Origin of the sequence: Cupriavidus sp. SW-Y-13, assembly GCF_009793345.1 — a bacterium.
Classification (GTDB): Bacteria; Pseudomonadota; Gammaproteobacteria; order Burkholderiales; family Burkholderiaceae; genus Cupriavidus.
In genome coordinates, this window is the sequence record NZ_WHLX01000001.1 from 791160 (window position 1) to 817512 (window position 26353).

Consider the following 26353-nt stretch of genomic DNA (forward strand, 5'->3'; position numbering starts at 1 on the left):
TTTCGTTTTCCAATGATCGAATTGCAAGGGCTGTCGCAGCGATTCCCCGGCGGGTCGGGGGAAGTGCATGCGCTGCGTGACGTCAGCCTATCCATCGCATCCGGCGAGATCTTCGGCATCATCGGCCGAAGCGGCGCCGGCAAGAGCACGCTGGTGCGTGCCATCAACCTGCTGAACCGGCCCTCCGGTGGCCGCGTAATCGTGGCCGGCCAGGACCTGACCGCACTGGGCAAGTCCGCGCTGCGCGAGGCGCGCCGCGAGATCGGCATGATCTTCCAGCATTTCAACCTGCTGTCCTCGCGCACCGTCTACGACAACGTGGCGTTGCCGCTGGAGTTGGCGGGCAAGTCGAAGCAGGAGATCGCCACCACGGTGGAGCCCCTGCTTGAACTCGTGGGACTGTCAGTATTGCGCGACCGCTATCCGGCACAGATCAGCGGCGGCCAGAAGCAGCGCGTGGGCATTGCGCGTGCGCTGGCCAGCAAGCCCAAGGTGCTGCTGTCGGACGAAGCCACATCGGCGCTCGATCCGGAGACCACGCGCTCGATCCTCGAACTGCTCAAGCGGATCAACAAGGAGCTGGGCCTGACCATCGTGATGATCACGCACCAGATGGAAGTCATCAAACAGGTCTGTGACCGCGTGGCCGTGCTCGAAGCGGGGCAGGTCGTGGAGACAGGCCGCGTGATCGACGTGTTCCTGCGTCCGCAGCACGAGGTGACGCGTGCCATGATCGGCGACGTCATCGCGCAGGAACTGCCGGTCAGCGTGCTCAAGCGCGTGGAAAGCCGGCTCGGCAATGGCCGTGACCACGTGTATCGCCTGGCCTTCACGGGCGATAACGTTGACCAGCCCGTGCTGGCGCAGGCGATCCGCCAGCACGGCCTCGACTTCAACATCCTGCATGGCCATATCGACGAGATCCAGGGCCAGGCATTCGGCTCGCTGGCGATCATGGCCACGGGCGACCCGGCCAGCGTGCGCGCGGCCATGGAGTATCTGCAGAACCAGGGCGTGGTTGTAGAGGAGATCGATCATGTCGTCTGAACTGCTCGATATGTTCCTGTCTTCGTTCAATCAGACGCTGCTGATGGTGGGCATTTCCGGCGTGGTTGGCGCATTGCTCGGCGTGCCGCTCGGTGTGTTACTGCACCTGACGAACAACGGTGGTGTGGTGTCGAACCTGTTCTTCAACCGCACGATTGGTGTGGTCGTCAACGCGGTGCGCTCTATTCCGTTCATCATCCTGCTGGTGCTGGTGATTCCACTGACGCGATTCCTCGTCGGTACGTCGATCGGCACCACGGCGGCTATCGTGCCGCTGACCATTGCGGCCGTGCCGTTCATCGGGCGGCTGGTGGAAGCGGCACTGCGCGAAGTGGACAAGGGCCTCGTGGAAGCAGCGCAGTCGATGGGCGCCACGACACGGCAGATCGTCTGGAAGGTGCTGCTGCCCGAGGCCATGCCCGGTATCGTCGCGGGCCTGACCATCACGTTCGTGAGCCTGGTGGGTTATTCGGCCATGGCGGGTGCGGTGGGCGGCGGTGGTCTGGGTGACCTCGGCATTCGCTACGGCTACCAGCGTTACGAGACCGAGATCATGGTCGCCGTGGTGCTGGTCCTGATCGTGTTCGTACAGGCTGTGCAGAGCTTTGGCGACTGGCTGGTGCGCCGGATCAGCCATCGCTGATTCGCAAGTTTCAACAGGGAAAACAGGGTAAATCGAGATGCAACGTCGTAATGTGCTGAAGGGCGCCGTGGTGGCGCTGGGTTTGACGGTATCGGCTGGCGTGTTCGCGCAGGACAAGCCGATCAAGATCGGCGTGACGGGCGGCCCGCACGCGCAGATCATGGAGCAGGTGAAGAAGGTGGCAGCCAAGGATGGCCTGAACATCCAGCTTGTCGAGTTCAGCGACTACGTTCAGCCGAACGCCGCGCTGGCCGCTGGCGACCTCGACGCCAACAGCTACCAGCATCTGCCGTACCTCGAAGCGCAGATCAAGGATCGCGGCTACAAGTTCACGCATATCGCTTTCACGGTGACGTTCCCGATGGGCGTCTACTCGAAGAAGATCAAGTCGCTCGACCAGATCAAGCAGGGCGCCCGCGTTGGCGTGCCGAACGATCCCACCAACGGTGGCCGTGGCCTGCTGCTGCTGCAGGCCAAGGGCCTGATCAAGCTGCGTCCGGATGCGGGCCTGAAGGCCACGCCGCTGGATATCGTCGAGAACCCGAAGAAGATCAAGATCGTGGAACTGGACGCTGCCCAACTGCCGCGCTCGCTGGACGATCTCGACGCCGCTGCCATCAATGGCAACTACGCGGAATCGGCTGGCTTGTCGCCCACGCGCGATGCCATCGCCACGGAAGGCCCGAAGGGTCCGTACGCGAACCTGATCGCCATCCGCGAAGCCGACAAGAACAAGCCGTGGGTGGCCAAGCTCGTGAAGGCGTATCACTCGCCGGAAATCAAGCAGTACGTGCAGACGACGTTCAAGGAATCGGTGATTACGGCCTGGTAAGTTCTAGGGGTTTTCATCCATACACTGTGCCTGCAGGGCATCCTGCGGCACAATGAGCACGGATTTTTCGAATTGCCGGCTATGCCCGGCAATTCTTTGTCTATAAAATAGTACGATCGTTCGAAAATCAAAAGCGCCGCCACCCCGGTGGTTATAATGGCGAGCGATTCAAAACTTTGGACTATCAGCTATCAGTGGAGTGAGCGCATGAAAGTACTCGTCGCAGTCAAGCGGGTGGTGGACTACAACGTCAAGGTCCGTGTGAAGTCGGATGGTTCGGGTGTCGACCTGGCCAACGTCAAGATGAGCATGAACCCGTTCGACGAAATCGCCGTGGAAGAGGCCGTGCGCCTCAAGGAAGCCGGCGTCGTCACGGAAGTGATCGCCGTATCGTGCGGCGTGGCGCAATGCCAGGAAACGCTGCGTACCGCGATGGCCATCGGTGCCGATCGCGGCATCCTGGTGGAAACCACCGAAGACCTGCAGCCGCTGGCCGTGGCCAAGCTGCTCAAGGCACTGGTGGACAAGGAACAACCGCAACTGGTGATCCTCGGCAAGCAGGCCATCGACGATGATTCGAACCAGACCGGCCAGATGCTGGCTGCGCTGGCTGGCCTGCCGCAAGCCACCTTCGCCTCGAAGGTCGTGGTGGCGGATGGCAAGGCATCGGTGACGCGTGAAGTGGATGGCGGTCTGGAAACGCTGTCGGTGAAGCTGCCGGCCGTGGTGACCACCGACCTGCGCCTGAACGAGCCGCGTTACGTGACGCTGCCGAACATCATGAAGGCTAAGAAGAAGCAGCTCGATACCGTCAAGCCGGAAGATCTCGGTGTGGACGTGAAGCCGCGTCTGTCGACCGTGAAGGTCGTTGAACCGGCCAAGCGCAGCGCTGGCCAGATGGTCCCGGATGTGGCCACGCTGGTGCAGAAGCTGAAGTCTGAAGCCAAGGTCATCTGAGCGTGCGGAGATAAAACATGACTGCACTTGTCATTGCTGAACACGACAACCAATCGATCAAGGCCGCCACGCTGAATGCCGTGACGGCAGCCACCCAGTGCGGTGGCGATGTCCACGTGCTGGTGGCTGGCTCGAATGCCAAGGCCGCTGCCGATGCCGCCGCGAAGATCGCGGGCGTGTCGAAGGTCCTGCTGGCCGATGCACCGTACTTTGCTGACCAGCTTGCCGAAAACGTGGGCGACCAGATCCTGGCCATCGCCAACGATTACTCGCACATCCTGGCGCCGGCCACCGCATCGGGCAAGAACATCCTGCCGCGCGTGGCTGCCAAGCTGGACGTGGCTCAACTGTCGGACATCACCAAGGTGGATGCCGCTGACACGTTCGAGCGTCCGATCTACGCCGGCAACGCGATTGCCACGGTGAAGTCGGCCGACAAGATCAAGGTCATCACCGTGCGTGGCACGGCGTTCGACCCGGCTGCCGCCGAAGGTGGCTCGGCCAGCGTGGAAACGCTGCCGGCCGTGGCCGACGCGGGCATCTCGCAATTCGTGTCGCGTGAAGTGACCAAGAGCGACCGTCCGGAACTGACCGCTGCCAAGATCATCGTGTCCGGTGGCCGTGGCGTGGGTTCGGGCGAGAACTACACGAAGGTGCTGACCCCGCTGGCCGACAAGCTCGGCGCGGCGATGGGCGCCTCGCGTGCGGCAGTCGATGCCGGCTTCGTGCCGAACGACTACCAGGTCGGTCAGACGGGCAAGATCGTTGCTCCGCAGCTGTACATCGCCGTCGGTATCTCGGGCGCGATCCAGCACTTGGCCGGTATGAAGGACTCCAAGGTGATCGTCGCGATCAACAAGGACGCGGAAGCCCCGATTTTCTCGGTGGCGGACTACGGCCTGGTTGGTGACCTGAACACCGTGGTGCCGGAACTGGTAGCCGCACTGGGCTGATCGCCCGCCCGGCCGGTTCCCCCTTGGTGAGCCGGCCCGTATAGAAGAACAAGAAGCCGTTCCGGGTATTTCCCGCGAGCGGCTTTTTTACAAAGACAGGAGACGTCGATGACTTATCGCGCACCGCTCAAGGACATGCTGTTCGCCATGAACGAACTGGCTGGCCTCGCGCAACTGAGCCAGTTGCCTGGCTATGAGGACGCTACCCCCGATACCGCGCAAGCCATTCTCGAGGAAGCCGCGCGCTTCAACGAGGAAGTCGTGGCGCCGCTGAACCGTGCCGGTGACATCGACCCGAGCAGCTGGAAAGACGGTGTCGTGACCACCACGCCGGGCTTCAAGGATGCGTTCCGCCAGTTTGGCGAAGGTGGCTGGCAGGGCGTGCTGCACCCGGCTGACTTCGGCGGGCAGGGCCTGCCCAAGCTCGTGGCGACGCCGTGCAACGAGATGCTCAACGCCGCGAACCTGTCGTTCGCGCTGTGCCCGCTGCTGACCGATGGCGCCATCGAGGCGCTGCTGACGGCCGGCACGGACGCGCAGAAGCAGGCCTACCTGCCGAAGCTGATCTCGGGCGAGTGGACGGGCACGATGAACCTGACCGAGCCGCAGGCCGGTTCGGACCTGGCTGCGGTGCGCACGCGTGCCGAACCGCAGGGTGACGGCACGTTCAAGATCTTCGGCACGAAGATCTTCATCACCTATGGCGAACACGACATGGCGAAGAACATCGTCCATCTGGTGCTCGCGCGCACGCCCAATGCACCGGAAGGCGTGAAGGGTATCTCGCTGTTCACCGTGCCGAAATACCTTGTCAATGCCGATGGCTCGCTGGGCGAGCGCAACGACGTGCAGTGCGTGTCGATCGAGCACAAGCTCGGCATCAAGGCCAGCCCCACTGCGGTGCTGCAATTCGGCGACCACGGCGGGGCCATCGGCACGCTGGTGGGCGAGGAGAACCGCGGCCTCGAGTACATGTTCATCATGATGAATTCGGCCCGCTTCTCGGTGGGCATGCAGGGCATTGCCGTGTCCGAGCGTGCGTACCAGCAGGCTGTGGCGTACGCGAAGGATCGTGTGCAAAGCCGCCCAGTGGATGGCTCGGCGCGCGAGGCCGTGACGATCATCCATCATCCCGACGTCAAGCGCATGTTGATGACGATGCGCGGACTGATCGAAGGCGCCCGCGCCGTGGCCTATTTCGCAGCGGCTGCCAGCGACGTGGCGCACCAGCATCCGGACGAGGCCGTGCGAAAGCAGAACATGGCGCTCTACGAGTTCCTGGTGCCGATCGTGAAGGGCTGGAGCACCGAGCTGTCGATCGACGTGACGAGCCTGGGTGTGCAGGTTCACGGCGGCATGGGCTTCATCGAGGAAACGGGCGCCGCGCAGCACTATCGCGATGCACGCATCCTGCCGATCTATGAAGGCACGACGGCCATTCAGGCCAACGACCTGGTTGGCCGCAAGACCGTGCGCGATGGCGGCGCGGTGGCGCGCAATCTCTGCGCGCAGATCGCCGAGACCGAGGCGGCGCTTGCCCTGCACGGGGGCGTAGCCTTCAAGGCAGTGTCGGCGCAGCTCAAGCAGGGCCGTGAGGCACTGGAAGCCGTGGTGCAGTTTGTGGTGGACAACGCCAAGAGCAACCCCAATGCGGTGTTCGCCGGCAGCGTGCCGTACCTGAAGCTTTGCGGCATTGTGTTCTCGGGCTGGCAGTTCGGCCGTGCCATGCTGGCGGCCGATGCGAAGCGCTCGGAAGACCCGGCGTTCTACGAGGCGAAGATCGCCACGGCACATTTCTTCGGCGAACACATCCTGTCGCAGGCGAGCTCGTTGCGCGCGGGGATTGTGGCGGGTGCGGACGCGGTGAATGCGCTGGGGGCGGAGCAGTTTTGAGGCGCTAGTTTGCCCTCTTGGTTTTTTCCCCTCTCCCTCTGGGAGAGGGGCAGGGGAGAGGGCAAGCCGTTCAAATTGCGACGTGATCGGCAAGCAGAACCTCCGGCCCTCTCCCCCAACCCCTCTCCCGCCTTGCGGGAGAGGGGAGCAAAAACAGAGCGGGAGAGGGGAGCAAGCAGCAGGAAACAAAAAAGGCGACCCTCGTGAACTGACCCCACAAAGTTGGACGGGTAAGTAAGTTAGGCGGCCTGGGGCTGAGTCCTGTATTGCACGGGACTCAGCCCATTTAGCTTGAGCTTGATGCGGTCGTAATTGTAGTACCGGATGTATTCGGCAATGCCGCGTCGCAATTGGTCGATGTCCGCGAAACGCTCCAGCCGGAAGTACTCGGACTTCAGCGTGCCGAAGAAGCTCTCCATCGCCGCATTGTCCAGGCAATTGCCTTTTCGAGACATGCTCTGAGGCAAGCCTCGCTTGGCCAGTTTCCGACGATATGCCGCCATTTGATAGGCCCAGCCTTGATCCGAGTGCAACATTGGGGCGTCTTCAGGGCCTAGCTTTCGCAAAGCCTTATCAAGCATTCCCCGGACCAGTTCGAAGTCAGGTCGCTCGCTGGTTTGCCACGCTATGATCTCGCCGTTATACAGGTCCAGCACGGGCGAGAGATAGAGCTTCTTGCCACTAACGCTGAACTCGGTTACGTCTGTCACCCACTTCTCATTTGGTCTGGTTGCCGCGAATTGGCGCTGTAGCAGGTTGGGGGCCACGCGTCCCACTTGCCCTCGATACGAGCGGTATCGCTTGGGCCGCACAGGTGACTTCAGTTGCAACACCGCCATCAGCCGTTGCACGGTCTTGTGATTGACTCGAATACCGCTGTGACGCAAAGCGGCCGTGATCCGGCGATAGCCATATCGACCCTTGTGCTGGGCAAAGATGCGGGCAATATGCGCTTTCAGCTCGCCATGTCGATCCTGCGCCTTACCTGCGCTCACTTGGTAGTAGAACGTGCTGCGTGCCAGTCCGGCGATCTTGAGCAAGATCGACAGGGGATGATGTTGGCGCAATACGTTCACGACTTGCGCTTTCTCTTTTGCGCCGATTGTTCCTTGGCCTGGCGCAAGGCCCTCAATTTTTTTAAGTACGCGACCTCAGCGCGCAGGCACTCATTTTCTTTGAGCAGATCCTCACGCGAACGGTCTTGAACCGGCACGGACGGGGGGAGAGTTGGCGGCTTGGCTTGGGACATTGTGGGCGCCCGGCCTTTGCGGCGAGGCTGGAGAGCTTCAAAACCACCCTCATGATACTGGCGCTCCCACCGAGCGATTCCATTTGCTTCACGCAGATCGAACAGCGCGCTTACCCGCTGGAAGGACAACTCGTCGCGCCACATGCGTTGCAGCACCTTCAGCTTGAACTCGGCGCTATACGTTTCATGCTTCTTGCGCAGCCCGGCCTGCCCGTGATGCTGCCACCCAGCAATCCAGCGTCGGAGGGTCGAATGGCTGATCTGATGCCTTTCGCTAAGAGCCCGAGTCCCAACCTGGCCCGCCAGATACTCCTGAACCAACTGTCGTTTAAACGCCTCGTTGTACTTCGTCATGAAAAACACCCCAAAGGTTGGATTGATGTCCAACTTTTGGGGTGCAGTTCACTCGGGTCGCCTTTTTTACGCCGTCACCGGCCTCGGCGCATGGTGCGTGCGCGCCGACTTCCGATATCGATCCACCGACAGGTCATCGGCACGAATCGCCGGACGCGCGCCCGAGACCAGGTCGGAGAGCAATTGTCCCGAACCGCAAGCCATCGTCCAGCCGAGCGTGCCGTGTCCGGTGTTGAGCCACAGGCCGCGAATGCCGGCAGGGCCCACAACCGGGGTGCCGTCGGGAGTCATCGGGCGCAGGCCGGTCCAGAACGTGGCGCGGCTCACGTCGCCGGCGCCGGGGAACAGGTCGGTCACCACGTGTTCCAGCGTACGGCGCTTGTTGGGGTCGAGCGAGCGGTCGTACCCCACGATCTGCGCCATGCCGCCCACGCGGATGCGGTCGTCGAAACGCGTGATGGCAACCTTGTAGGTTTCGTCTAGCACGGTGGAAACGGGGCTCTTTTCAGCGTCGACGAGCGGCACCGTGATCGAGAAGCCCTTGAGCGGGTACACGGGCAGGTTCGACAGACCGGGTAGCACGTGCTTCACGAACGGGGTGGACCAGCTGCCCAGCGCCACGACCACTGCGTCCGCCATCATCGGCTTGCCGCCGACGAGCGCGCCGGTGACTGCATTACCTTCGGTGAGCAGTCCGTCGATCGACTGGTTGTAGCGGAACTCCACGCCAATGGATGCAGCCATGGCCGCCAGCCGCTCGGTAAACAACTGGCAATCGCCCGTTTCGTCGTTGGGTAGACGCAAGCCGCCAGCCAGCTTCTGACCCGCCGCGGCAAGCGCCGGTTCGCTCGCGCCGAGTTCTTCGCGCGAGAGCAATTGGTAGGGCACGCCTGCCTCTTCGAGCACGGCGATGTCCCGCGCTGCCGCTTCAAGCTGTGCTTGCGTGCGGAACACCTGCAGCGTGCCTTGCTGGCGGCCTTCGTAGGCAATACCGGTATCGGCCCGCAGTGCGCGGATGCAGTCGCGGCTGTATTCGGCCAGCCGTACCATGCGCTCCTTGTTGATCGCATACCGGTCGGCGGTGCAGTTCTGCAGCATCTGCCACATCCATTGCAGTTGGAACAGCGTGCCATCGGGCTTGATGCTCAGCGGCGCGTGTTCCTGGAACATCCACTTGATGGCCTTCAGCGGCACACCCGGTGCGGCCCACGGCGATGCGTAGCCCGGCGAGATCTGGCCGGCATTGGCAAAGCTGGTACCCAGCGCGGGGCCGCCTTCGCGGTCCACCACGGTCACTTCATGACCGGCTCGGGCCAGGTACCACGCACTGGTGACGCCAATCACGCCACTGCCAAGAACAAGAACGCGCATTTTCGGGGGCTCCGTACTGCAAAAACAATCTGTCTAAGAATTCGCTTCTATACTATGGACTTTCAGCCAGTCATAGTTTCTGAACTTTTTACAGAAACAGGAAAAAATCATGAGAACGAGCCGTCAACCGATACGGGCACTGGACCGGCTGGATCGCAAGATCCTGGAGGTACTTCAGGCCGATGGCCGGATCTCGATGAAAGACCTCGCCGAGGCGGTGGGGCTGACCATCACGCCATGCATCGAGCGCGTGAAGCGGCTCGAACGTGACGGGGTCATCATGGGTTACTACGCACGGCTGAATCCGGCGTTGCTCGGCAGCGCGCTGCTGGTATTCGTGGAGATTTCGCTGGGCAACAAGTCCGGCAACATGTTCGAGCAGTTCCGCCGCGAGGTGCTGCGCATTCCCGAGGTGCTGGAGTGCCACCTGGTCTCGGGCGATTTCGATTACCTGATCAAGGCGCGTATCCGCGAGATCGGCGAGTACCGCCGGCTGCTCGGCGATATCCTGCTGCAGTTGCCTGGCGCGGCGCAGTCCAAGAGCTACGTGGTGATGGAGGAGATCAAGGAGACGCTCGCTATTCTGGTGGAGCCCCGTGAGGGTGGCGGACCCGGCATGGCCTGAAAAATGGGTTTGGGTGGCAGGGGGAATACTGTATATTTATACAGTATTCGTTTGATGTCCCGCCAAGGGGAAATCCATGCCCTCATACCGCGCGCAGGCCCAGAAGGGCAGGGGCGCCACGTCCAATGTGGAATCCCGTTTCGACGGCTGGCAGCGCGAGGTGGACCTCGACGGACTGGCTGGCGAGATCGAAGCCCATGGTGAGCGCACCGTGCCCCGCACCACGGTAACGATCGAGACCGTCCGGTCGATCATCACGCACAACCAGTCGCCGGACTTGCCTTTCGACCAGTCGATCAACGTCTATCGCGGCTGCGAGCATGGCTGCTCCTACTGCTTTGCCCGTCCGACGCACGCCTATATGGGCTTGTCGCCCGGGCTCGATTTCGAGACCCGGCTCTTCGCCAAGCCCAACGCTGCCGAACTGCTGCGCAAGGAACTGTCGAAGAAGTCCTACCAGCCGTCCGTCATTGCCATCGGCACCAATACTGATCCCTATCAGCCGATCGAGCGGGAGATGGGCCTGGCGCGCTCCGTTCTCGAAGTGCTCGAAGCATTCAACCACCCGGTGGCGATCACGACGAAGTCCGCGCTGGTGACGCGCGACATCGACATCCTTGCCCGCATGGCCGAAAAGGGACTCGCGCGGGTCTACATCTCGGTCACGTCGTTGTCCGCCGATATCGCACGCAGGCTGGAACCGCGCGCCAACACGCCTGCGCGAAGGCTCGAAGGCATCCGGCGACTGGCCGACGCGGGCATTCCCACCGGCGTCATGGTGGCCCCGATCATTCCGGCGCTGACCGATACCGAGATCGAACGCATCCTCGAGGCCGCCGCCGAGGCTGGCGCTGCGTCCGCCGGCTACGTGATGCTGCGGTTGCCACTGGAGGTGCGCGATATTTTCGTCGAATGGCTCGAGCAGCACTACCCGGGCCGCAAGCGCCATGTGCTAAGCCTCATCGAGCAGATCCGCGATGGCCGGCAGAACGACTCCACGTTCGGGCAGCGGATGCGCGGCACGGGCATCTTTGCCGAACTCGTGGAAAAGAGATTCCAGCAAGCCTGCCGTCGATTCGGTCTCAACAAGGAGCGCCCCCCGCTGCGACTCGATCTGTTCAGTGTGCCGGTGCCGCCGTCCCCGCAAGGGAGCCTGTTCTGATCCCGGTGCCAATGCCGGGGGTGGACGTTATGCCGGAAGGCGATAGCCGAGATGAATGTACGTGCGTGGCTCGCGATGACCCGGCACGCCATACTGACATCCGCGTTTCACCAAGACACTCATAGCATTGGAAAAACCGGTTCTGACGTTGACGTACGACCAACTCGACCAGTGGATCGAGTCCCTCCAACCCATGCTGCTCGAAGAAAAATTCGGCGCCAGCATCGGCATATTGCGAGGCGGCGCTCCCCTCGCGTTGATGGTCTCGCACGCGATTGGCGCGCCGGTGGCATTTCTGGCCTACGACCGGCCGACCCGCCGCGTGTTGTGGAACTCGGCCGGGCCGCTGCCGCCGCCGGGAACGAAGGTGCTGCTCTGCGAGGATATTGCGGGCCGCGGGTTCACGCTGGTCGACTGCATCGCGTTCCTGGAGCGGCATGGCCTTGTGGTCAAGACGTTGACCGGGGCGTTCGACGAGATCAGCCGGATTCGCCCCGACTATGCCAACGACTCGACGGGGTTCTTCACGATGTTTCCGTGGGAGCGCCAAGCCTATACGGAACGTTATCGGGACGACTGGTCGCGCGTCGAGGCGGGTGCTGCGGAGGGCATGCGCGACGATCACGAATATGCGCGCTACGCCATCGACCTGGACGGCATCCTGCTACCCGACATCCCGCTTTCCCGATACGACGAAGACCTGGCCGCAGCGTTGCAGGAACGCGATGCGCTACTACCCTTCGAGGTCGTGCCGTCCGTCGATTTCGAGAACGTCAGGGCCGTCATCACGGGGCGGCCCAGCGTCGACCGGGCGCGCACCCAGGCATGGCTCGATCGGCACGGCTATGGCCACCTGGATCTGATGATGCGGCCGGACGGCTACGATGGAACGCCTGCCGGGGCCGCAGCCCACAAGGCGAACGCCGCGCGGCGAGCCGGGGTGACGCACTACATCGAGAGCGATCCCTTGCAGGCGCTCTTTATCGCCAGGGCGGCACCGCTATTGCGTGTGATCTGGTGGGATGCACTGCGTCAGGCAGGCATGCTGATCAACGCCGCGACGTGGCGGGAAGCCGTGCCCGGCTGAGAGGGACGCAACACGAAGGGTTTCAACGCCTTATTCCCGTAGCGCTCCCGCGACCTGCAGCACGGATCGGAACAGCGTTTCCACCAGCGGCAGGGTCTGGCGGCCGGTGCGTTTGACGACGACGATGCGTCGGCGCAGCAGCGGGCTCCGGATCTTCACCTTGCTCAGTCCGTACTCGTTAAGCAGCTTGTCCGGCAGGCGGGACGGCAGGATGCTGTCGCCAACACCCAGGGATACGAGCTTGAGAATGGCATCGACGGTTTCGGCCTCGGCGACATACGGATGCTGAAGGCCCGCGATTTCGACCATGCGACGCAACGCATAGCCCTTGGGAAATCCCACCAGCCGAAGTATCTGCTCGCGCAGGTTGATCCCCGCTTCGGCCAGTGCGGCATCGGGCGTGCGCGAGGTGACCAGGCACATGTCGTCCTCGAAGAGCGGGTGTACCGCCAGCCCGGCGGTATCCACAGCGGTGTCGTAGGCGATACCGAGATCGGCCCGGCCGGCTTCCACGAGCGCGACGACGTCCGCCGAACTGCGCCCCATCAGCGAAAGGTTGATGTCGGGGTAGTTCGCAAAGAAGCTCGCCACCGCATCAGCCAGAAAGTAATAGTTGACGGTGTGGACGAAGGCGATCCGCAACGTGCCCTGTGTGGTGCCGTGAGTCTCGCGTATGGACTTTACCGCCATGTCGATGGCGCGGTACGGCGCCTCTACGGCCGCCTGCAGCTTGCATCCGGCCTCGGTCAGCGCAACGCCGCGCCCCGTTCGTACGAACAATGGCTTGCCGACATGCGCTTCGAGCATGGCGAGTTGCTTGCTGATACCCGACTGGGTTTGTCCCACGCTGTCGGCAGCCTTGGACAATGATTCGAGTTCGGCGATCCGAAGAAAGCTTCGGAGAAGACGGTCTGGTGTTTCCATAACCTAACGGGGTGGCGACGAGCCGGATGGCCGGTTCATGCATGCAGCCTGCTCGTGCCCTGTATCCGGGTTGTGTGGAAAACGCCGGGATTTGTATCGGCGAGTAACCTCGCCGCCGGATCGGTGCCAGCGTCGCCGTACCCTACCGTTCGCGCAATGCCTCCGCCGCGCGGTTGAATGGCTTGACCAGATATTCGAGCACGGTGCGGCGCCCAGTGCGGATCTCGGCCGTCGCCACCATGCCGGGCAGAATCGGATGCCGTTTGCCGTCCTTCGTCTCCAGCCACGCATGGTCGGTCAGCACATAGACCCGGTAGTAGTAGATGCGGCGGTCCACCTGGTCTTCGATCGTGTCCGGCGAGATGCGGTCCACCTTGGCGGGCAGCGTGCCGTAGACCGACGATTCATACGCCGAGATTTTCACCGTGGCTTCCTGCCCCGGATGGATGAACGCGATATCGCGCGGACTGATGCGCGCCTCCACAAGTAACTGGTCGCCCAGCGGCACGATCTCCATCAGCACGCCACCGGGTGCCACCACGCCGCCGATGGTCGAGATGCGGATGTCCTTGACGATGCCGCGCGCAGGCGATGCCAGTGCGGTGCGCCGCAGCAGGTCGGCACGGCCTTCGCGAATCTTCAGCAGGGGACCGAGATCGGCCATGGTGGTGGCGTAGTCCGATTTCAGTGCCACGTAGTATTCGCTCTGCGTGGCCGATAGCTTGGTGGTCAGTTCGGCCACCTTCTGCCGCAGACGCAGGATTTCTACTTCGTTGGTTGCACCGGTACGCAGTAACGGCAGGGCGATATTGAGTTCGTTCTGCGCCAACCGAAGCTGTTCGCGCAGGTTGCCGGCGTTCTCGCGGAAAGCGCGACGATTGGTCAGGAAGGCTTGCCGCTCGCGCTCGGTCACGGCGGGCGCTTTCGCGAGTTCGGCGGGAAACTGCACCGTATCCGCATCGTTCATCTCGGCCTGCAGTCGTGCCGCACGGGCCTGTAGCGCTGTGATCTTCTCCAGCGTTTCTTCCATCGATGATCGCGCAAGTACCGGATCGAGCGTGGCGAGTTGCTGGCCGGCCTTCACTACGTCGCCTTCGCGCACGGTCAACTCTGCCAGCAGGCCGCCTTCGAGACTCTGGATCATCTGTCCCTTCGAGGCAGGCGTGACGCGACCCTCGCCCACGGCGACCTCGTCGAGTCCGGCCAGCGCGGCCCAGGCGATGAAGATCGCCAGCGCAACGATGATCGTCCACAACAGGTAGCGGGGCGCGTCGCCGCGCTGGCCGATTCGCATCCACGTTGCAAAGGCGTCCATGGTCGTTACTCCGCCGCGCGCACGGCCGGGCCGGTTGCGGGAGACTGGCCACGCAGCGCGGCCAGCACGTCATCCTTGGGGCCGTCACGCACGATGCGGCCATTGTCGATCACGATCAGACGGTCTGCCAACGCGAGCACGGGATAGCGGTGCGTGGCCACCACCAGCGTGCGTCCGCCAAGCCATCCGCGCAACTGGCGGATGATGGCCAGTTCGGTGGCTTCATCGAGCGAGGCGGTGGGTTCGTCGAGCAGCAGCACGTTCGGCGCGCGCAACAGCGTGCGCGCCAGGATCAGCGCCTGCTTCTGGCCGCCTGAAAGTCCAACGCCGTTCTCTCGGATGCGCAGGTCCAGGCCGTGCGGCTGGTTCAGCAGCAGACGATCGGCGCAGGCCAGTCGCAGCGCAGCCAGCAGGGCGTCGTCGGTGGCCAGCGGGTCGGCAACCAGGAGGTTGTCGCGCAGCGTGCCGTAGAACAGGCTGGCTTCCTGCAACACGATGCCGACGTCGCGGCGCACATCGGCCACGTCGATCATCGGCATGGGTGTGTCGTTGAACATCACGCGGCCCTGCTGCGGCGTCGACAGCCCGGCCAGCAGGCGCAACAGCGTGGATTTTCCGGCGCCTACGCGCCCCAGTATCGCAATGCGTTCACCGGGTTCGATGCGCAGATCCGCGACCGTCAGCACAGGCTTTTCCTGCGGATCGTAACCATAGACCACGTTCTCCAACCGGTACTGGCCCAGCAATGCCGTGCGGTGATAAGCATCGCGGCCGGGTTCGTGATCGACGGGCAACGTCAGCAACGTATCGAGCGCCTGTTTGCCGACGCGCGCATTCTGGATGCGGCCCAGCACGGCGGGAATCTGCGAGAGCGGGGCGATGGTCCGGCTGGTCAGGATCGAGCAGGCCAGCACCGCGCCGAAGGACAGGTCGCCGTCGAGGATGCCGTACACGCCAGCCACCAGCACGCCAACATAGGCCATCTGCTGCACCATCTGCGCCATGTTCATCAACAGCCCGGCCAGGAAACGCTGTTTCAGGCCCACCTCGCCGTTCACTTCGTTGGTGTGCTGCCAGAGCTTGCGGAAGCGCGGCTCCGCCTGCAGCGACTTGATGTCCTCGATGCGGTAGATCGATTCCATCAGGATGGCATTGCGCAACGCAGACTCCGACATCCCCTGCTTCGAGAGCCGCGCCAGCGGCACCTGCGCCACCACGCCGGGTAGCACCAGCAGCGGAATGGCGAGCAGCGGCACCAGCACCAGCCAGCCGCCGAGCAGCCAGATGATGAACAGGAAGGCCAGTACGAATGGCAGGTCGATCAGCACCCCGAGCGTGCTGGACGTCAGCAGTTCGCGCAACTGTTCGAGGTCTCGCAACTGGGCCACCAGCGTGCCTGGCGATTGCGGTCGCGCATCGTTGCGGATATCGAGCACGCGTGCGAAGAACATCGCCGAGAGTTTCAGATCGACCTGCTTGCCGAAGTGATCGGCAATGGCCACGCGGGCGGTGCGGATCATCAGTTCGAGCACCAGTGCCAGCAACACTCCGGCGGCCAGCACCCACAGCGTGTGGATCGAGCGCGCGGGCACCACACGGTCCCACACCTGCATCGCGAACAGCGAGGTGGCGATGGCCAGCAGGTTGCCGAACAACGAGCCCAATCCCAACTCCAGCATCGTGCGCCAGTTCGTGGTGAAGGCCGCGCGCAGCCATTCTCGTGGACGGGCGGCCATGTAGGCATCGAGACGGTCGCTACGCGGGGTCTCTCGCTCGCGCACCAGCAGCACGTGCAGGCGGCCGTCGCGCAGCAGCGTGTCCAGCTTGGGCGTGCGCTCCAGCACGCCGCTATCGGTGGGCACGTGCAGCGCGGCGCGGCCTTCGGCTACGGCGACGATCATGCCGACGTAGCACGCATCCACGCACACGAGCGCGGGCAGCATCACGTCTGTCAGCGCATCGGGTGGCAAGGACACGAACTGCCCGTTGAGACCGGCTGCCGCAGCCATCTCCACCACCGCGCGGCTGGTGTCGGAGGCATCGGCCCAGGCCGCAGCGCCGCGCACGAGTTCGGGCGAATTGGGCAGGCCCAGGTGCCGCGCGGCCAGCAGGATGGCCTCGGCCCAGCGCCCGAGGTTGGTCACCTCCGGCTGAGGGTCCGGCGCGCGCTTGTCACTACTGCGATTGGCTTCCAAGTTCCTGCTCCCGTAGCAACTCCACGAACCGGCCTACCGCCACATGTGCCTTGATGCGCGCCAGCATGCTGTCTGCGATGGCGGTGATGCGTTCCTGCTCCGCGATGAAAATCTCCCGTTCGGGATTGATCACATCGGTCAGCGTGCGCTTGTTGAGCATGTATTCCTGCCAGTACAGATCGCGCGAGGCATGCAGCAAGCCGATCACTTCCTCGAAGCTGCGCTGTCGCGCCGACGCACCGGTGGCTTCGGTCGAGGCCGCGTTCAACGCGGTGCGGGCCTGCAGCCGTTCGTTGTCGAGGGAGTCCAGGGCCGCGCGCTGCTCGGCCTTGGCGGCGGCGATGCGATGCCGGTTGAGACCGCCCAGCGAGAAGTCGCCGGCAATCTGCACGCCGATCCAGGTGTCGTCGTTGGCATTGGTGGGGCCGGTGGACGCTGCGCGGCTGACGCCGACGCTGATCGCCGGAAAGCGCTCGGCTTCCGCCTGCGTGACGTGGGCCTGCGCAGCCTCCACGGCGGCGCCGGCCGCCAGCACGGACGGCGTTTGCTCCACGTCGCCGCGCTCGTCGCCCATGCTGCGCACGTCTTCGTCCGCGTTGTTCAATTCCGCCACGCGCGGTGGGCGGGCGCCAATCAACTGGGCCAGCCGCGTGGCAGCCACGTCGAAGCGGCTGCGTGCCTTGAGTTCGTCCGCACGCGCGCGCTGGATCGCCACATCGGCCATGTTGCGGTCGGATGTCACCGATAACCCGGCGCGTACACGGTCCCCGATCTTGCCGCGTATGCCGGTCAGGGCCTCGATCTGCCGCTGGGCTGCGGCCACGATCTCCTGGCTGGCGGAGAGATCGACGAACGTTGCGGCGGTGTTGGCGGCCACGTTCTCGATGCTTTCGGCCAGCAGGTGCCGGCTGCGCGTCAGCGACGCATCGGCTGCCGCCACCTTGCTCGACGTACGGCCGAAGTCGTAGACCAACTGGCTGACGCCGATTGAAGCACGCGCGCCCACGTTGTTGCCGCCGGTGCCGAAGGTGCCTCCATAGCCGGGCCGCACGCCATACTCGAGTTTTGGATACCAGGCGGCCTTGGCAACGGCCACCTCGGAGGTGCCTTGCGCCACCACGGCATTGGCGCGGCTGATGTCCGGATGGCGCGAGATCGCGATGCCGATCGCTTCTCGCATGTTCAGTCCCTGCAGCGTGACGTGCCGGGTGGTGTCGGGTGCGGTGGATGGTATGGAGGAGGGTGCCGGGAGCGGTCCCGTCACCTGCGCGAGCGCCGTGACCGGCGTTGCCGCCGTGGCGGACACCTGCCAGCCGCCAGCGATGGACACGCCCAGCAGGCCAAGCATGATCGTGAGTCGAACCCGTCGGACCGGACCGGCCACGGGTGGTGCATCCGGGTCATGAGCATGTGTCGGCAATCGGCGGCGTCCCCGATGAAGTTGGTGTCGATGGCTGGGCGTTTCTCACACAAGGATCTGATGATTGGCGAGCAGAGTCTCCAGGTTCGTGGTGACGTTGTTCAGCGTGACCAGCGTTTGCGAGCCGAACGCACCGCCCGCGCCGTCGCGGTCTATCGACACGACGGTGTTGCCATTGACGTTGGTGACCGACAGATAGTTGCGGATCAGGTCGCCCTGGTCGATGGTCGCCACGCCATTGACGTAGTGCGCGGGGCCATCCGCGTCGGACTGGTAGCCGATCAGCAGCGCGGAGACATCCAGGCGGTCCAGGCCGGTCTGGTTCGGGCTGGTCCCGACGTTGAAATCCGTGATCGTGTCCGTGCCATTGCCGCCGGTGCCGTTGGTGTTGTCGAAGACCTCCCAGAGGAACACGTCGCCGCCTGTGCCGCCGGTCAGCGTGTCGTTGCCGGCACCCCCGATCAACAGGTCGTTGCCTGCGCCGCCGTTGAGCGCGTCGTTGCCTGCGCCGCCGCGCAGCAGATCGTTGCCGCCCAGCCCGTTGAGCGTGTCATCCCCGCCGTAGCCGTAGAGCCGGTCGTCGCCTGCCGATCCATTCAGGGTGTTGCCGGTGGCGGTTCCTTCGACGATGGCCGAGGGCTGCGTGCCGCCGAGCAGGTTGGTCAGCACGCCGGCACTGAGCAGTTGCGCCGCACTGCTGGTGGCACTGAGGCCAGTGGAATCGGTGGCGGTGATCTGTAGTGAATTCAGCAGGCCGACATTGATGCCGAGCAGGCCGTTCGACAGCGTGACGGAGCCGAGGAATTCGTTCAGATGCAGGTTGTCGATCGTACCGCCATTCAGCGACGTGATCGTCATCACCGATGAGGCACCGATTCCGAGCAGGCCAGGATCATTGACCACCTGGAAGCGCAGGCCCAGTTCGGCGGCCAGCGCCGCATTCGCGTTCAGTTGCTGCAGCGCCAGCAGGTCCAGCACGCCGCCGAACGAGATGCGCACCTGCTGGATGTTGTTGTTGTAGTCGCTTGCCGCGAAGAACTGCTGCTGCCCGAGTTCGATCAGGCCGAGCAGGTTGGCATCGGCGATGCCCAACAGTCCACCCGCATCGCGCACGGTCACCTGCGGGGCCACGTTCGTGACGATGGAGAACGCCTGCGTGGATGCGGTGCCGAGATTGCCGGCGGCATCTACCACGCGCGTGCTGACCGAGTGGGCGCCATCCGTGAGTTGGCCCGGCGCATACCACTGCCAGCTTGTGCCGCTGACTACGGCATTGGTCCAGGTCGTGCCGCCATCGAGGCTGACCTGCAAGGTTTCACCCGCGCCCAGCGCGCCGCTCAGCGTGCCGCCAACGATGGGCGAATGATCGCCGGTGACCCAGTCGCCCACGGCGCCGGTATCGTCGGTCAGCGTCGAGATTGTGGCGGTGACGGTCGGCGCGATGGTGTCGACGGTCACGGTGAACGTGGGACTTGGCGCACTGACGTTGCCCGCTGCATCGGTGGCGGTGACGGCCAGCGCATAGGTGGCATCGGCCAGGATCGCCGTGGTGAAGCTCCAGTTGCCGCTGCCATCGGCGCGCACGGTGCCCAGCAGCGCGGAGCCGTTGTAGACCGAGACCAGGCTGTTGGCCTCGGCCGTGCCGGCCAGTGTCGGTGTGGTGTCGTTGGTGTTGCCGCCGTTGACCAGCGTGCCGGTCACGGGCGAGACGTTGTCCGTGACGGTGGTGATTACTGGTGCGGCAGGCGCCAGGGCATCTACCGTGGCAGTGGCAGCCAGGCTGGTGTTTCCGGCTGCGTCGGTGGACGTGACGCTGATTGTGATGCCGTTGGTCAGTGCGGGCGAAGGCGCGAAAGTCCAGTTGCCGCCCGTGTCGGCCGTCACGCGAGCGTCGGCCGTGCCATCGCCATTGAGGTCGAGGTTCACCGTGCTGCCCGCTTCGGCGGTGCCGGTCAGCGCTACACCGCTGCTGCGCGTGATGACCGGCATGAGGGGCGCATTCGTATCGACGGTCAGGTTGAACGCTGTGGTCGCGGTGCTCGTATTGCCGACGGCATCGGTGGCGGTCAGCGTCAGCGCATGGGGGCCGTTGGTCAGCGCCGGAGACGTGAACTGCCAGTTGCCGTTGATATCGGCAGTGGCCGTGCCGAGCAGGGTGAGGCCGTCGAAGACGGTGATAGTGGCGCCGGCCTCGGCCGTGCCAGCCAGCGTCGGCGTGGTGTCGTTGGTGGCTGCGCCGCTGATGAGCGTGCCGGCTACGGGGGCCACATCGTCGGTAACCGATAGCAGCACCGGCGTGGCGGGCGCGGCGGCATCCACGGTGACATTCGCGGCGGCGCTGGTATTGCCGGCGGCGTCAGTGGCGGTGGCACTCACGACAATGCCGTTGGCCAATGGCGTTGCAGGCGTGTACGTCCAGACGCCTGCGCCGTTCGCGTTGACGGTGACATCGATCACGCCATCGCCGGTGTAGTCGATGCCGACAGTGCTGTTGGCCTCTGCGCTGCCCGTCAGTGTGGTGCCGTTGGTGGCGGCAATCGTCGGCAAGACCGGCGCCACGGTATCGACCGTAAAGCTGAATGCCGTGGATGGCGCGCTGGTGTTGCCCACCGCATCGGTGGCGGTGGCGGTGACGGTGTATCCGCCATCGGTCAGCGTGGCGGCAGTGAAGCTCCAGTTCCCGAGACCATCGGCCGCCACCGTGCCCAGCAGCGTGGTGCCGCTGAACAGGCTGACGGTGCTGCCAGGCTCGGCCGTGCCCGAGAGCGTGGGCGTGGTGTCGTTGGTGCTGCCGCCGGTCAGCACGGTGCCGGCCAGCGGCAGGGTGTTGTCGGTCAGGGTGGCGATAACCGGTGCAATCGGCGCCACGCCGTCTATCGTCACGGTGGCATTGCCGCTGGTGTTACCTGCCGAATCGGTGGCCGACACGTTGACGGTTGTGCCATCGGGCAGTCGCGTGGGCGGCGTGTAGGTCCACACGCCGCCGGCAGTGGCGGTGACGGCGGTATCGGGCGTGCCGTTGCCGTCGAGATCGAGGTTCACGGTGCTGCCAGCTTCCGCCGTGCCGGTCAGTACGGTGCCGTTGCTGGCATTGACGGTGGGCACGGCAGGTGGCGTGACGTCGTTGAGGTCGATGTCGACCGTGGTGCTGTCGGCTGCGCCCGTGTTGCCGGCGCTGTCGGTGGCGGTCACCGAGACCACCACGCCATCGCCCAGCGGTGAGGCCGGCATGTAGGACCAGTTGCCGCTTGCGTCGGTGCCCACGGTGGCGTCGATGCTGCCGTTGTTGCCGATGTCGATGTTGACGAGGCTGCCTGGCTCGGCCGTGCCGGTGAGCGACGTGCCGTCGCTGGGCAGGATGTCCGGCGCGGCGGGGGGGGCGGTGTCGATGGTGAACGTGAACGATGCGCTTGCGTCGCTGCTGTTGCCTGCCGCATCGGTGGCGATGGCCGTCAGCGTATAGGTGTCGTCGGGCAGCGTGGCGGGAGAGATCTGCCAGTTGCCGTTCTCGTCGGCGACGGTGCTGCCGATTAACGTGCCGTCGTTGTACAAGGCGATGTTCGAGAAGGGTTCGGCCACGCCGGCGATCAACGGTGTGGCGTCGTTGGTCTCGCCGCCCGGCACCACCGGCACACCCGGCCCCGCGCTGTCCTTGGTGACGCTGAGGATCGACGGCGCATCGGGCACTACGGTATCCACCGTGAGCGTGAACGGTGCGCTGGCCGTGCTGGTATTCCCGGCCGCGTCAGTGGCGGTGACGGTGAACGTGTAGCTGCCATCGTCGAGCCCGTCGGGCGTGAAGGTCCACGCCCCGGTGCCACTGGCGGCGGTGACGGTACCCAGCAACGTGGTGCCGTCGTAGACGTTGATCACGCTGTTGGGCTCGGCGGTGCCGGCCAGGGTGGGCGTATCGTCGTTGGTGCTCGCGCCGCTCGACAGCGTGCTGGTGGCGGGCGGGTTGTCGTCGGTGACCGTGACGATCACGGGCGGCAGCGGCGCGGCGGCATCGATGGTGGCCGTGGCCGGACCGCTGGTGTTGCCTGCGGCATCGCTCGCAGTCACCGACACCGCCAGCCCGTTGGCCAGGCCACCCGCAGGTGCGTAGGTCCAGTTGCCGTCAGCATCGGCGGTGACGGTGGCATCGGCCTCGCTATCGCCATCCAGATCGATGTTGAGCGTGCTGCCTGCTTCGGCGGTGCCAACCAGCGCAGTGCCGCTGCGGATGTCGATGATCGGCGTGGCGGGGGGCGCGGTGTCCACGGTAAGGGTGAAGGGGGCGCTGTCCGGACCGGTGTTGCCCACGGCATCGGTGGCGGTGGCCGTGACGATGTAGGTGTCGTCGACCAGCGCCGGATCTGGCGTGAACGACCAGTTGCCGTCGGCATCGGCATCCACGGTGCCCAGCAGTGCCCCCCCGCTGTAGAGGTTGATGGTGCTGTTGGGTTCGGCGGTGCCGGTCAGCGTAGGCGTGGTGTCGTTGGTGCTGCCGCCGTCGAGTACTGGCGTGGTGAGCGGCGTCGCGTTATCGGTGGCGGACACGATGACAGGTGCGGCGGGCGCTGCGGCATCGATCGTGACCGCTGCGACGGCGCTGGTGTTGCCTGCGGCATCGGTAGCCGTCACGCCGAGTACGGCGCCGTCCGGCAGCACGGGTAAGGGGGTGTAGGTCCACGTGCCGTTGTTGTCGGCGGTAACGGTTGCGTCCGCGGCACCATCGCCGTCGAGATCGATGCCGATCACGCTGTTGGCCTCTGCCGTGCCCGTCAGCGCGCTCCCGTTGCTGCCGGTGACATTGGGCGGGTCGGGTGGCGCGGTATCGACGGTCAGCGTGAACGCGGGACTGGCGGCCCCGGTGTTGCCGGCTGCATCGGTGGCCGTGGCGGTCAGCGTATAGACGCCGTCGGTCAGCGGCACCGTGGGCGTGAAGGTCCAGTTACCGTCTCCGTCTGCCGTGGCTGTGCCAAGCACGGCACTGCCATTGGAGATCTCGACGATGCTGCCCGGTTCGGCCGTGCCGCTCAGCAGCGGCGTGGTGTCGTTGGTGCTGTCGCCGCTGGCCAGGGCGCCTGTCGCAGGGGTCGTGTCGTCGGTGGTCGCATCGATGGATGGCGCATCGGGCGCGGCGCCGTCGATGGTGATCGTGGCCGGTTCGCTGGCGTTGCCCGCGGCATCGGTGGCGGTCACGCTGACCACGGCCCCATCGCCGAGCGTGGGCAGGGGCGTGTAGGTCCATTCGCCATCGTCGTTGGCGGTGACCGTGGCATCGGCGGTGCCATCGCCGTCGAGGTCGATGTCGATCGTGCTGTTGGCTTCCGCCGTGCCGCTCAATGTGGTGCCGTTGCTGGTGACGATGGTGGGCGCAGCGGGCGGCGTGGCGTCGACGGTCAGCGTGAAGGCCGCGCCGGGAATGCTGGTGTTGCCGGCCGGATCGGTCGCGACGGCCGTGACCGTGTAGCTGCCGTCGACCAGTGCCGGCGATGGCGAAATGGTCCAGTTGCCGTTCTCGTCCGCCACCCCCGTGCCCAGCAGCGTGGTGCCGCTGTAAAGATTGACCGTGCTGCCCGGCTGGGTGTTGCCGCTGAATGCGGGTGTGGTGTCGTTGGTGATGCCGCCGTTCAGCAATGGTCCCGTGCCGGGATCGGCGTTGTCGGTGACCGTGCCGATGGCAGGGCCTGCGGGTGGCGAGGTGTCGATGACGAGTTCGAACGCCGTGCTCGGGCCGCTGGCATTGCCAACGGCGTCGGTCGCGATGGCTTCGATTGCATACGCGCCGGGTGGCAGGGCGCTGGGCGGCGTGAATGTCCAGTTGCCGTCACCATCGACGGTCGTAGCGCCGAGCACGTTGCCGCTGACGGTGTCAGTAAGGGTGATGGTGCTGCCAGGCTCCGCGGTGCCCGCGAACGTGGGCGTGGTGTCATTGGTGCTCCCACCCGTTGTCAGCGGACCTGTGATGGGCGATGCGTTGTCAGTGACGGTGCCGATGGCAGGCGTGGGCGGTGCGCTGGCATCGACGATGGCCGTAGCCGGCTGGCTCGTGTTGCCGGCGCTGTCTGTGGCGGTCACGCTGACGGTGACGCCATCGTCAATGGGTGGGACCGGCGTGTAGGTCCAGTTGCCTTCGTCGTCGGCCTCGACGGTGGTATCGACCGTGCCGTCGTTGTTCAGGTCCAGGTTGACGGTGCTGCCGGCTTCCGCAGTGCCGGACAGTGTTGTGCCCGCGGTCGGCGCGATGGTTGGCGTGGTGGGCGGCGTGGTGTCGACGATGCTGGTATCGATCGTGGTCGATGCGGATGGGCTCGCGTTGCCCGCCGCATCGGTGGCGGTGACGGTCACCACCGCGCCGTTGCCCGGCGGCGTGTCCGGTGCATAGGACCAGTGCCCGCTGGTATCGGCCTCGACGCTGGCGTCGGCGGTGCCGTCGCCGTCGAGATCGATCAGGACGGTGCTGCCCGCATCGGCCGTGCCGGACAGGACCGCGCCATTGCTGGGCGATACCGTGGGTGTGCCGGGCGGCAAGGTATCGACGGTCAACGAGAACGGTGCCGTGGCGGCGCTGGTGTTACCTGCTGCATCGGTCACGGTGACGGTCAGCACATGCGAGCCTTCGGACAGCGACGCAGTGGGCGTGAACTGCCAGTTGCCATCGCTATCCGCGACCACAGTACCGAGCACGGCAGTGCCGTCGTAGATCGTGACGAGGCTGTTGGCCTCGGCCCTGCCGGACAGGGTGGGCGTGGCATCGTTCGTGGTGTCCCCGCTGGCCAGCGTACCTGTCACGGGCGCCCGATCATCGGTCACGCTGTCGAGATCGGGCGCATCGGGCACCGTGCTGTCGACGGTGGCCGCTACGGGCGCGCTGGCATTGCCCGCCACATCCGTGGCGATCACGGTGATCGTCGTGCCATCGGGCAAGGCGGGCGAGGGCACGTAGCGCCAGTTACCCGCGCCATCGGCGGTGACGATGGCATCGGCCGTGCCGTCGCCATCGAGATCGATCGAGATCAGGCTGCCCGCTTCGGCCGTGCCGGCGAGTCCTTGCGCATTGCTTTGCGTAACCGTGGGCGCGGCTGGCGGTGCGGTGTCGATGACGAGCGTGAACGGCGCGCTCGCCACGCCGGTATTGCCGGCGGCATCGGTGGCCGTGGCCGTGAACGTGTAGCTGCCGTCGGGCAGGGCGGTGCCAGGCGTGAACGACCAGTTGCCGTTGGCATCGGCCATCACGCTGCCGATCAACGTGGCGCCGTTGAAAATCTGTACGGTGCTGCCAGCCTCGGCCGTACCGGTGAGCGTCGGCGTACTGTCGTTCGCGCTGCCCCCGCTGGTGACGGGACCCGTCCCCGGCGTGGCATCGTCGCTGACGTCGGTCACTACCGGGGCGGCAGGCGCTTGCGTATCGACAGTGAAATCGATCACGGTGGGTGCGCTTGTGGTGCCATCGGGTGCCGTCTGCGTGATGACGATCTGGTGGGTGCCATCCGGCAACTGCTGCGGCAGCGTGTAGCTCCAGTTGCCGTTGGCATCGGCGCGCACGGTTGCCAGCGGACGGCCGTCGAGCAGGATCGATATCGTGCTGTTGGCCGGCGCGCCGCTACCTTGCAGCGTTGGCGCGGCATTGTCGGTGGCTTGCGAGCCGTTGCTGCCGATCACGTTGCCGATGGGCGCGACGGATGGCGCGGCGGGCGTGGTGCCCGTGCCGCCGCCGCTACCACCACCGCCCACGTTGCCGCCGCTATCGCTATCGCCCCCGCCGCCGCCAGCCACGGCGGCGATGATGCCCGCACCAGCGGCCACACCCAGCAGCGCCAGCAAGGCGGTGGTGGACGTGCTCTGCGAGATCGGCGTGTAGGCCACCGCCGCGTCGGCGATCTGATCGCCCCCGGGCACCATCGCCTGGTCGAACGAAGCTAGCCAGCTGCCATCCTCCTGGACAAACACAAGGTTGTGGGTCTGTGTGCCGTTGGCGAAGAACCCCTCGATGCGCAGCGTGTGGCCGTCCTTGAACGACACCAGCAGGTCGTTGCCCTCGCGGGCGTAGTTCTGCACGCTTTCGCGCGACGCGGAAACCAGGAAGTTGGTGGGGCCTTGCGGGGCAGCCACGGAGGTGGCGCCGGCGGCGACAGAAACGTTGGCGTGGTTCTGCAATGCGGCGGGCGTGCTCATACGCGCTCCTGGCGAGAATGGTCCATATGCCCGGCGGGGCCGGGCATATCAAGGAACAATCCCCCATCTGCAGCGCGCGCCTAAGGCCGTGCCAATGCAGTTGTCTCTGTTGTTGTTATGTCTGAATGGTCAGGAATCTATCCACGAACTGTGCGAATTGCATGAA

At 64.9% G+C, this 26353-nt stretch carries 16 protein-coding genes; 9 read left to right on the top strand and 7 right to left on the bottom strand.

What is annotated here, in order from left to right:
* Nucleotides 1–12: 12 nt before the first annotated feature.
* The 6 genes from GA566_RS03610 to GA566_RS03635 all read left to right on the top strand — a co-directional run bounded on the left by GA566_RS03610 (nt 13) and on the right by GA566_RS03635 (nt 6325).
* A complete protein-coding gene (locus GA566_RS03610) occupies nt 13–1047 on the top strand; it encodes a methionine ABC transporter ATP-binding protein (RefSeq protein WP_137926431.1) in 1035 nt (344 codons plus the stop codon).
* Nucleotides 1037–1690 carry a methionine ABC transporter permease gene (locus tag GA566_RS03615; RefSeq protein ID WP_137926430.1) on the top strand — a complete coding sequence of 218 codons (654 nt, stop codon included), beginning with the start codon at nt 1037–1039 and terminating at the stop codon, nt 1688–1690. The genes GA566_RS03610 and GA566_RS03615 overlap by 11 nt, the downstream gene beginning before the upstream one ends.
* A gap of 37 nt (nt 1691–1727) precedes the next feature.
* Nucleotides 1728–2522 (top strand): MetQ/NlpA family ABC transporter substrate-binding protein, encoded by a 795-nt coding sequence (locus tag GA566_RS03620; protein WP_137926429.1) that lies wholly within the window; start codon nt 1728–1730, stop codon nt 2520–2522.
* A 207-nt stretch (nt 2523–2729) separates the two neighbouring features.
* Nucleotides 2730–3479: an electron transfer flavoprotein subunit beta/FixA family protein gene (locus tag GA566_RS03625; RefSeq protein ID WP_137926428.1), complete on the top strand. Its 750-nt coding sequence runs from the start codon at nt 2730–2732 to the stop codon at nt 3477–3479.
* A 17-nt stretch (nt 3480–3496) separates the two neighbouring features.
* A complete protein-coding gene (locus GA566_RS03630) occupies nt 3497–4432 on the top strand; it encodes an electron transfer flavoprotein subunit alpha/FixB family protein (protein ID WP_137926427.1) in 936 nt (311 codons plus the stop codon).
* A gap of 108 nt (nt 4433–4540) precedes the next feature.
* A complete protein-coding gene (locus GA566_RS03635; RefSeq protein ID WP_137926426.1) occupies nt 4541–6325 on the top strand; it encodes an acyl-CoA dehydrogenase in 1785 nt (594 codons plus the stop codon).
* A gap of 239 nt (nt 6326–6564) precedes the next feature.
* Here the strand turns inward: GA566_RS03635 and GA566_RS03640 are convergent.
* Both GA566_RS03640 and GA566_RS03645 read right to left on the bottom strand, forming a co-directional pair.
* Nucleotides 6565–7928, bottom strand: a protein-coding gene (locus tag GA566_RS03640) for an IS3 family transposase (protein WP_160471670.1) whose coding sequence is annotated in 2 segments (ribosomal slippage) — nt 6565–7427 and nt 7427–7928 — 1365 coding nt in all. Because the reading frame shifts where the segments join, the coding sequence is not laid out codon by codon here.
* Between the two features lie 66 nt (nt 7929–7994).
* The gene (locus tag GA566_RS03645) at nt 7995–9299 is read right to left on the bottom strand and encodes a D-amino acid dehydrogenase (RefSeq protein WP_160471674.1); all 1305 of its coding nucleotides are present in this window, start codon (nt 9297–9299) and stop codon (nt 7995–7997) included.
* A gap of 109 nt (nt 9300–9408) precedes the next feature.
* On the opposite strand from GA566_RS03645, the gene GA566_RS03650 reads away from it, so the two are divergent.
* The 3 genes from GA566_RS03650 (at nt 9409) to GA566_RS03660 (ending at nt 12173) form a co-directional block, all read left to right on the top strand.
* A complete protein-coding gene (locus tag GA566_RS03650) occupies nt 9409–9924 on the top strand; it encodes a winged helix-turn-helix transcriptional regulator (RefSeq protein ID WP_137926424.1) in 516 nt (171 codons plus the stop codon).
* Between the two features lie 76 nt (nt 9925–10000).
* Nucleotides 10001–11086 (top strand): PA0069 family radical SAM protein, encoded by a 1086-nt coding sequence (locus GA566_RS03655; protein ID WP_160471676.1) that lies wholly within the window; start codon nt 10001–10003, stop codon nt 11084–11086.
* Between the two features lie 127 nt (nt 11087–11213).
* Nucleotides 11214–12173, top strand: coding sequence for a phosphoribosyltransferase (locus tag GA566_RS03660; RefSeq protein WP_137926422.1), 960 nt, complete (start codon nt 11214–11216; stop codon nt 12171–12173).
* A gap of 30 nt (nt 12174–12203) precedes the next feature.
* Here GA566_RS03660 and GA566_RS03665 read toward each other — a convergent pair whose 3' ends face one another.
* The 5 genes from GA566_RS03665 to GA566_RS03685 form a co-directional block, all read right to left on the bottom strand.
* Nucleotides 12204–13097 carry a LysR family transcriptional regulator gene (locus GA566_RS03665; protein WP_160471679.1) on the bottom strand — a complete coding sequence of 298 codons (894 nt, stop codon included), beginning with the start codon at nt 13095–13097 and terminating at the stop codon, nt 12204–12206.
* A gap of 142 nt (nt 13098–13239) precedes the next feature.
* Nucleotides 13240–14412 (bottom strand): HlyD family efflux transporter periplasmic adaptor subunit, encoded by a 1173-nt coding sequence (locus GA566_RS03670; protein WP_160471682.1) that lies wholly within the window; start codon nt 14410–14412, stop codon nt 13240–13242.
* 5 nt (nt 14413–14417) lie between these two features.
* Entirely contained in the window at nt 14418–16607 is a 2190-nt protein-coding gene (locus GA566_RS03675; protein WP_202126654.1) for a type I secretion system permease/ATPase, read from the bottom strand.
* Nucleotides 16588–17955 (bottom strand): TolC family protein, encoded by a 1368-nt coding sequence (locus tag GA566_RS03680; protein ID WP_160471685.1) that lies wholly within the window; start codon nt 17953–17955, stop codon nt 16588–16590. Before GA566_RS03680 ends, GA566_RS03675 begins: the two co-directional genes overlap by 20 nt.
* Nucleotides 17956–18072: 117 nt before the next feature.
* Complete coding sequence (locus GA566_RS03685; RefSeq protein WP_160471687.1) at nt 18073–26187, bottom strand: Ig-like domain-containing protein; 8115 nt, start codon at nt 26185–26187, stop codon at nt 18073–18075.
* Nucleotides 26188–26353: the final 166 nt, after the last annotated feature.

Excerpts from the sequence above, each read along its gene's own strand:
- GA566_RS03610 (WP_137926431.1), top strand. The coding sequence starts at position 13 with ATGATCGAATTGCAAGGGCTGTCGCAGCGATTCCCCGGCGGGTCGGGG.
- GA566_RS03615 (WP_137926430.1), top strand. The coding sequence starts at position 1,037 with ATGTCGTCTGAACTGCTCGATATGTTCCTGTCTTCGTTCAATCAGACG.
- GA566_RS03620 (WP_137926429.1), top strand. The coding sequence starts at position 1,728 with ATGCAACGTCGTAATGTGCTGAAGGGCGCCGTGGTGGCGCTGGGTTTG.
- GA566_RS03625 (WP_137926428.1), top strand. The coding sequence starts at position 2,730 with ATGAAAGTACTCGTCGCAGTCAAGCGGGTGGTGGACTACAACGTCAAG.
- GA566_RS03630 (WP_137926427.1), top strand. The coding sequence starts at position 3,497 with ATGACTGCACTTGTCATTGCTGAACACGACAACCAATCGATCAAGGCC.
- GA566_RS03635 (WP_137926426.1), top strand. The coding sequence starts at position 4,541 with ATGACTTATCGCGCACCGCTCAAGGACATGCTGTTCGCCATGAACGAA.
- GA566_RS03645 (WP_160471674.1), bottom strand. The coding sequence starts at position 9,299 with ATGCGCGTTCTTGTTCTTGGCAGTGGCGTGATTGGCGTCACCAGTGCG.
- GA566_RS03650 (WP_137926424.1), top strand. The coding sequence starts at position 9,409 with ATGAGAACGAGCCGTCAACCGATACGGGCACTGGACCGGCTGGATCGC.
- GA566_RS03655 (WP_160471676.1), top strand. The coding sequence starts at position 10,001 with ATGCCCTCATACCGCGCGCAGGCCCAGAAGGGCAGGGGCGCCACGTCC.
- GA566_RS03665 (WP_160471679.1), bottom strand. The coding sequence starts at position 13,097 with ATGGAAACACCAGACCGTCTTCTCCGAAGCTTTCTTCGGATCGCCGAA.
- GA566_RS03670 (WP_160471682.1), bottom strand. The coding sequence starts at position 14,412 with ATGGACGCCTTTGCAACGTGGATGCGAATCGGCCAGCGCGGCGACGCG.
- GA566_RS03680 (WP_160471685.1), bottom strand. The coding sequence starts at position 17,955 with ATGCTTGGCCTGCTGGGCGTGTCCATCGCTGGCGGCTGGCAGGTGTCC.
- GA566_RS03685 (WP_160471687.1), bottom strand. The coding sequence starts at position 26,187 with ATGAGCACGCCCGCCGCATTGCAGAACCACGCCAACGTTTCTGTCGCC.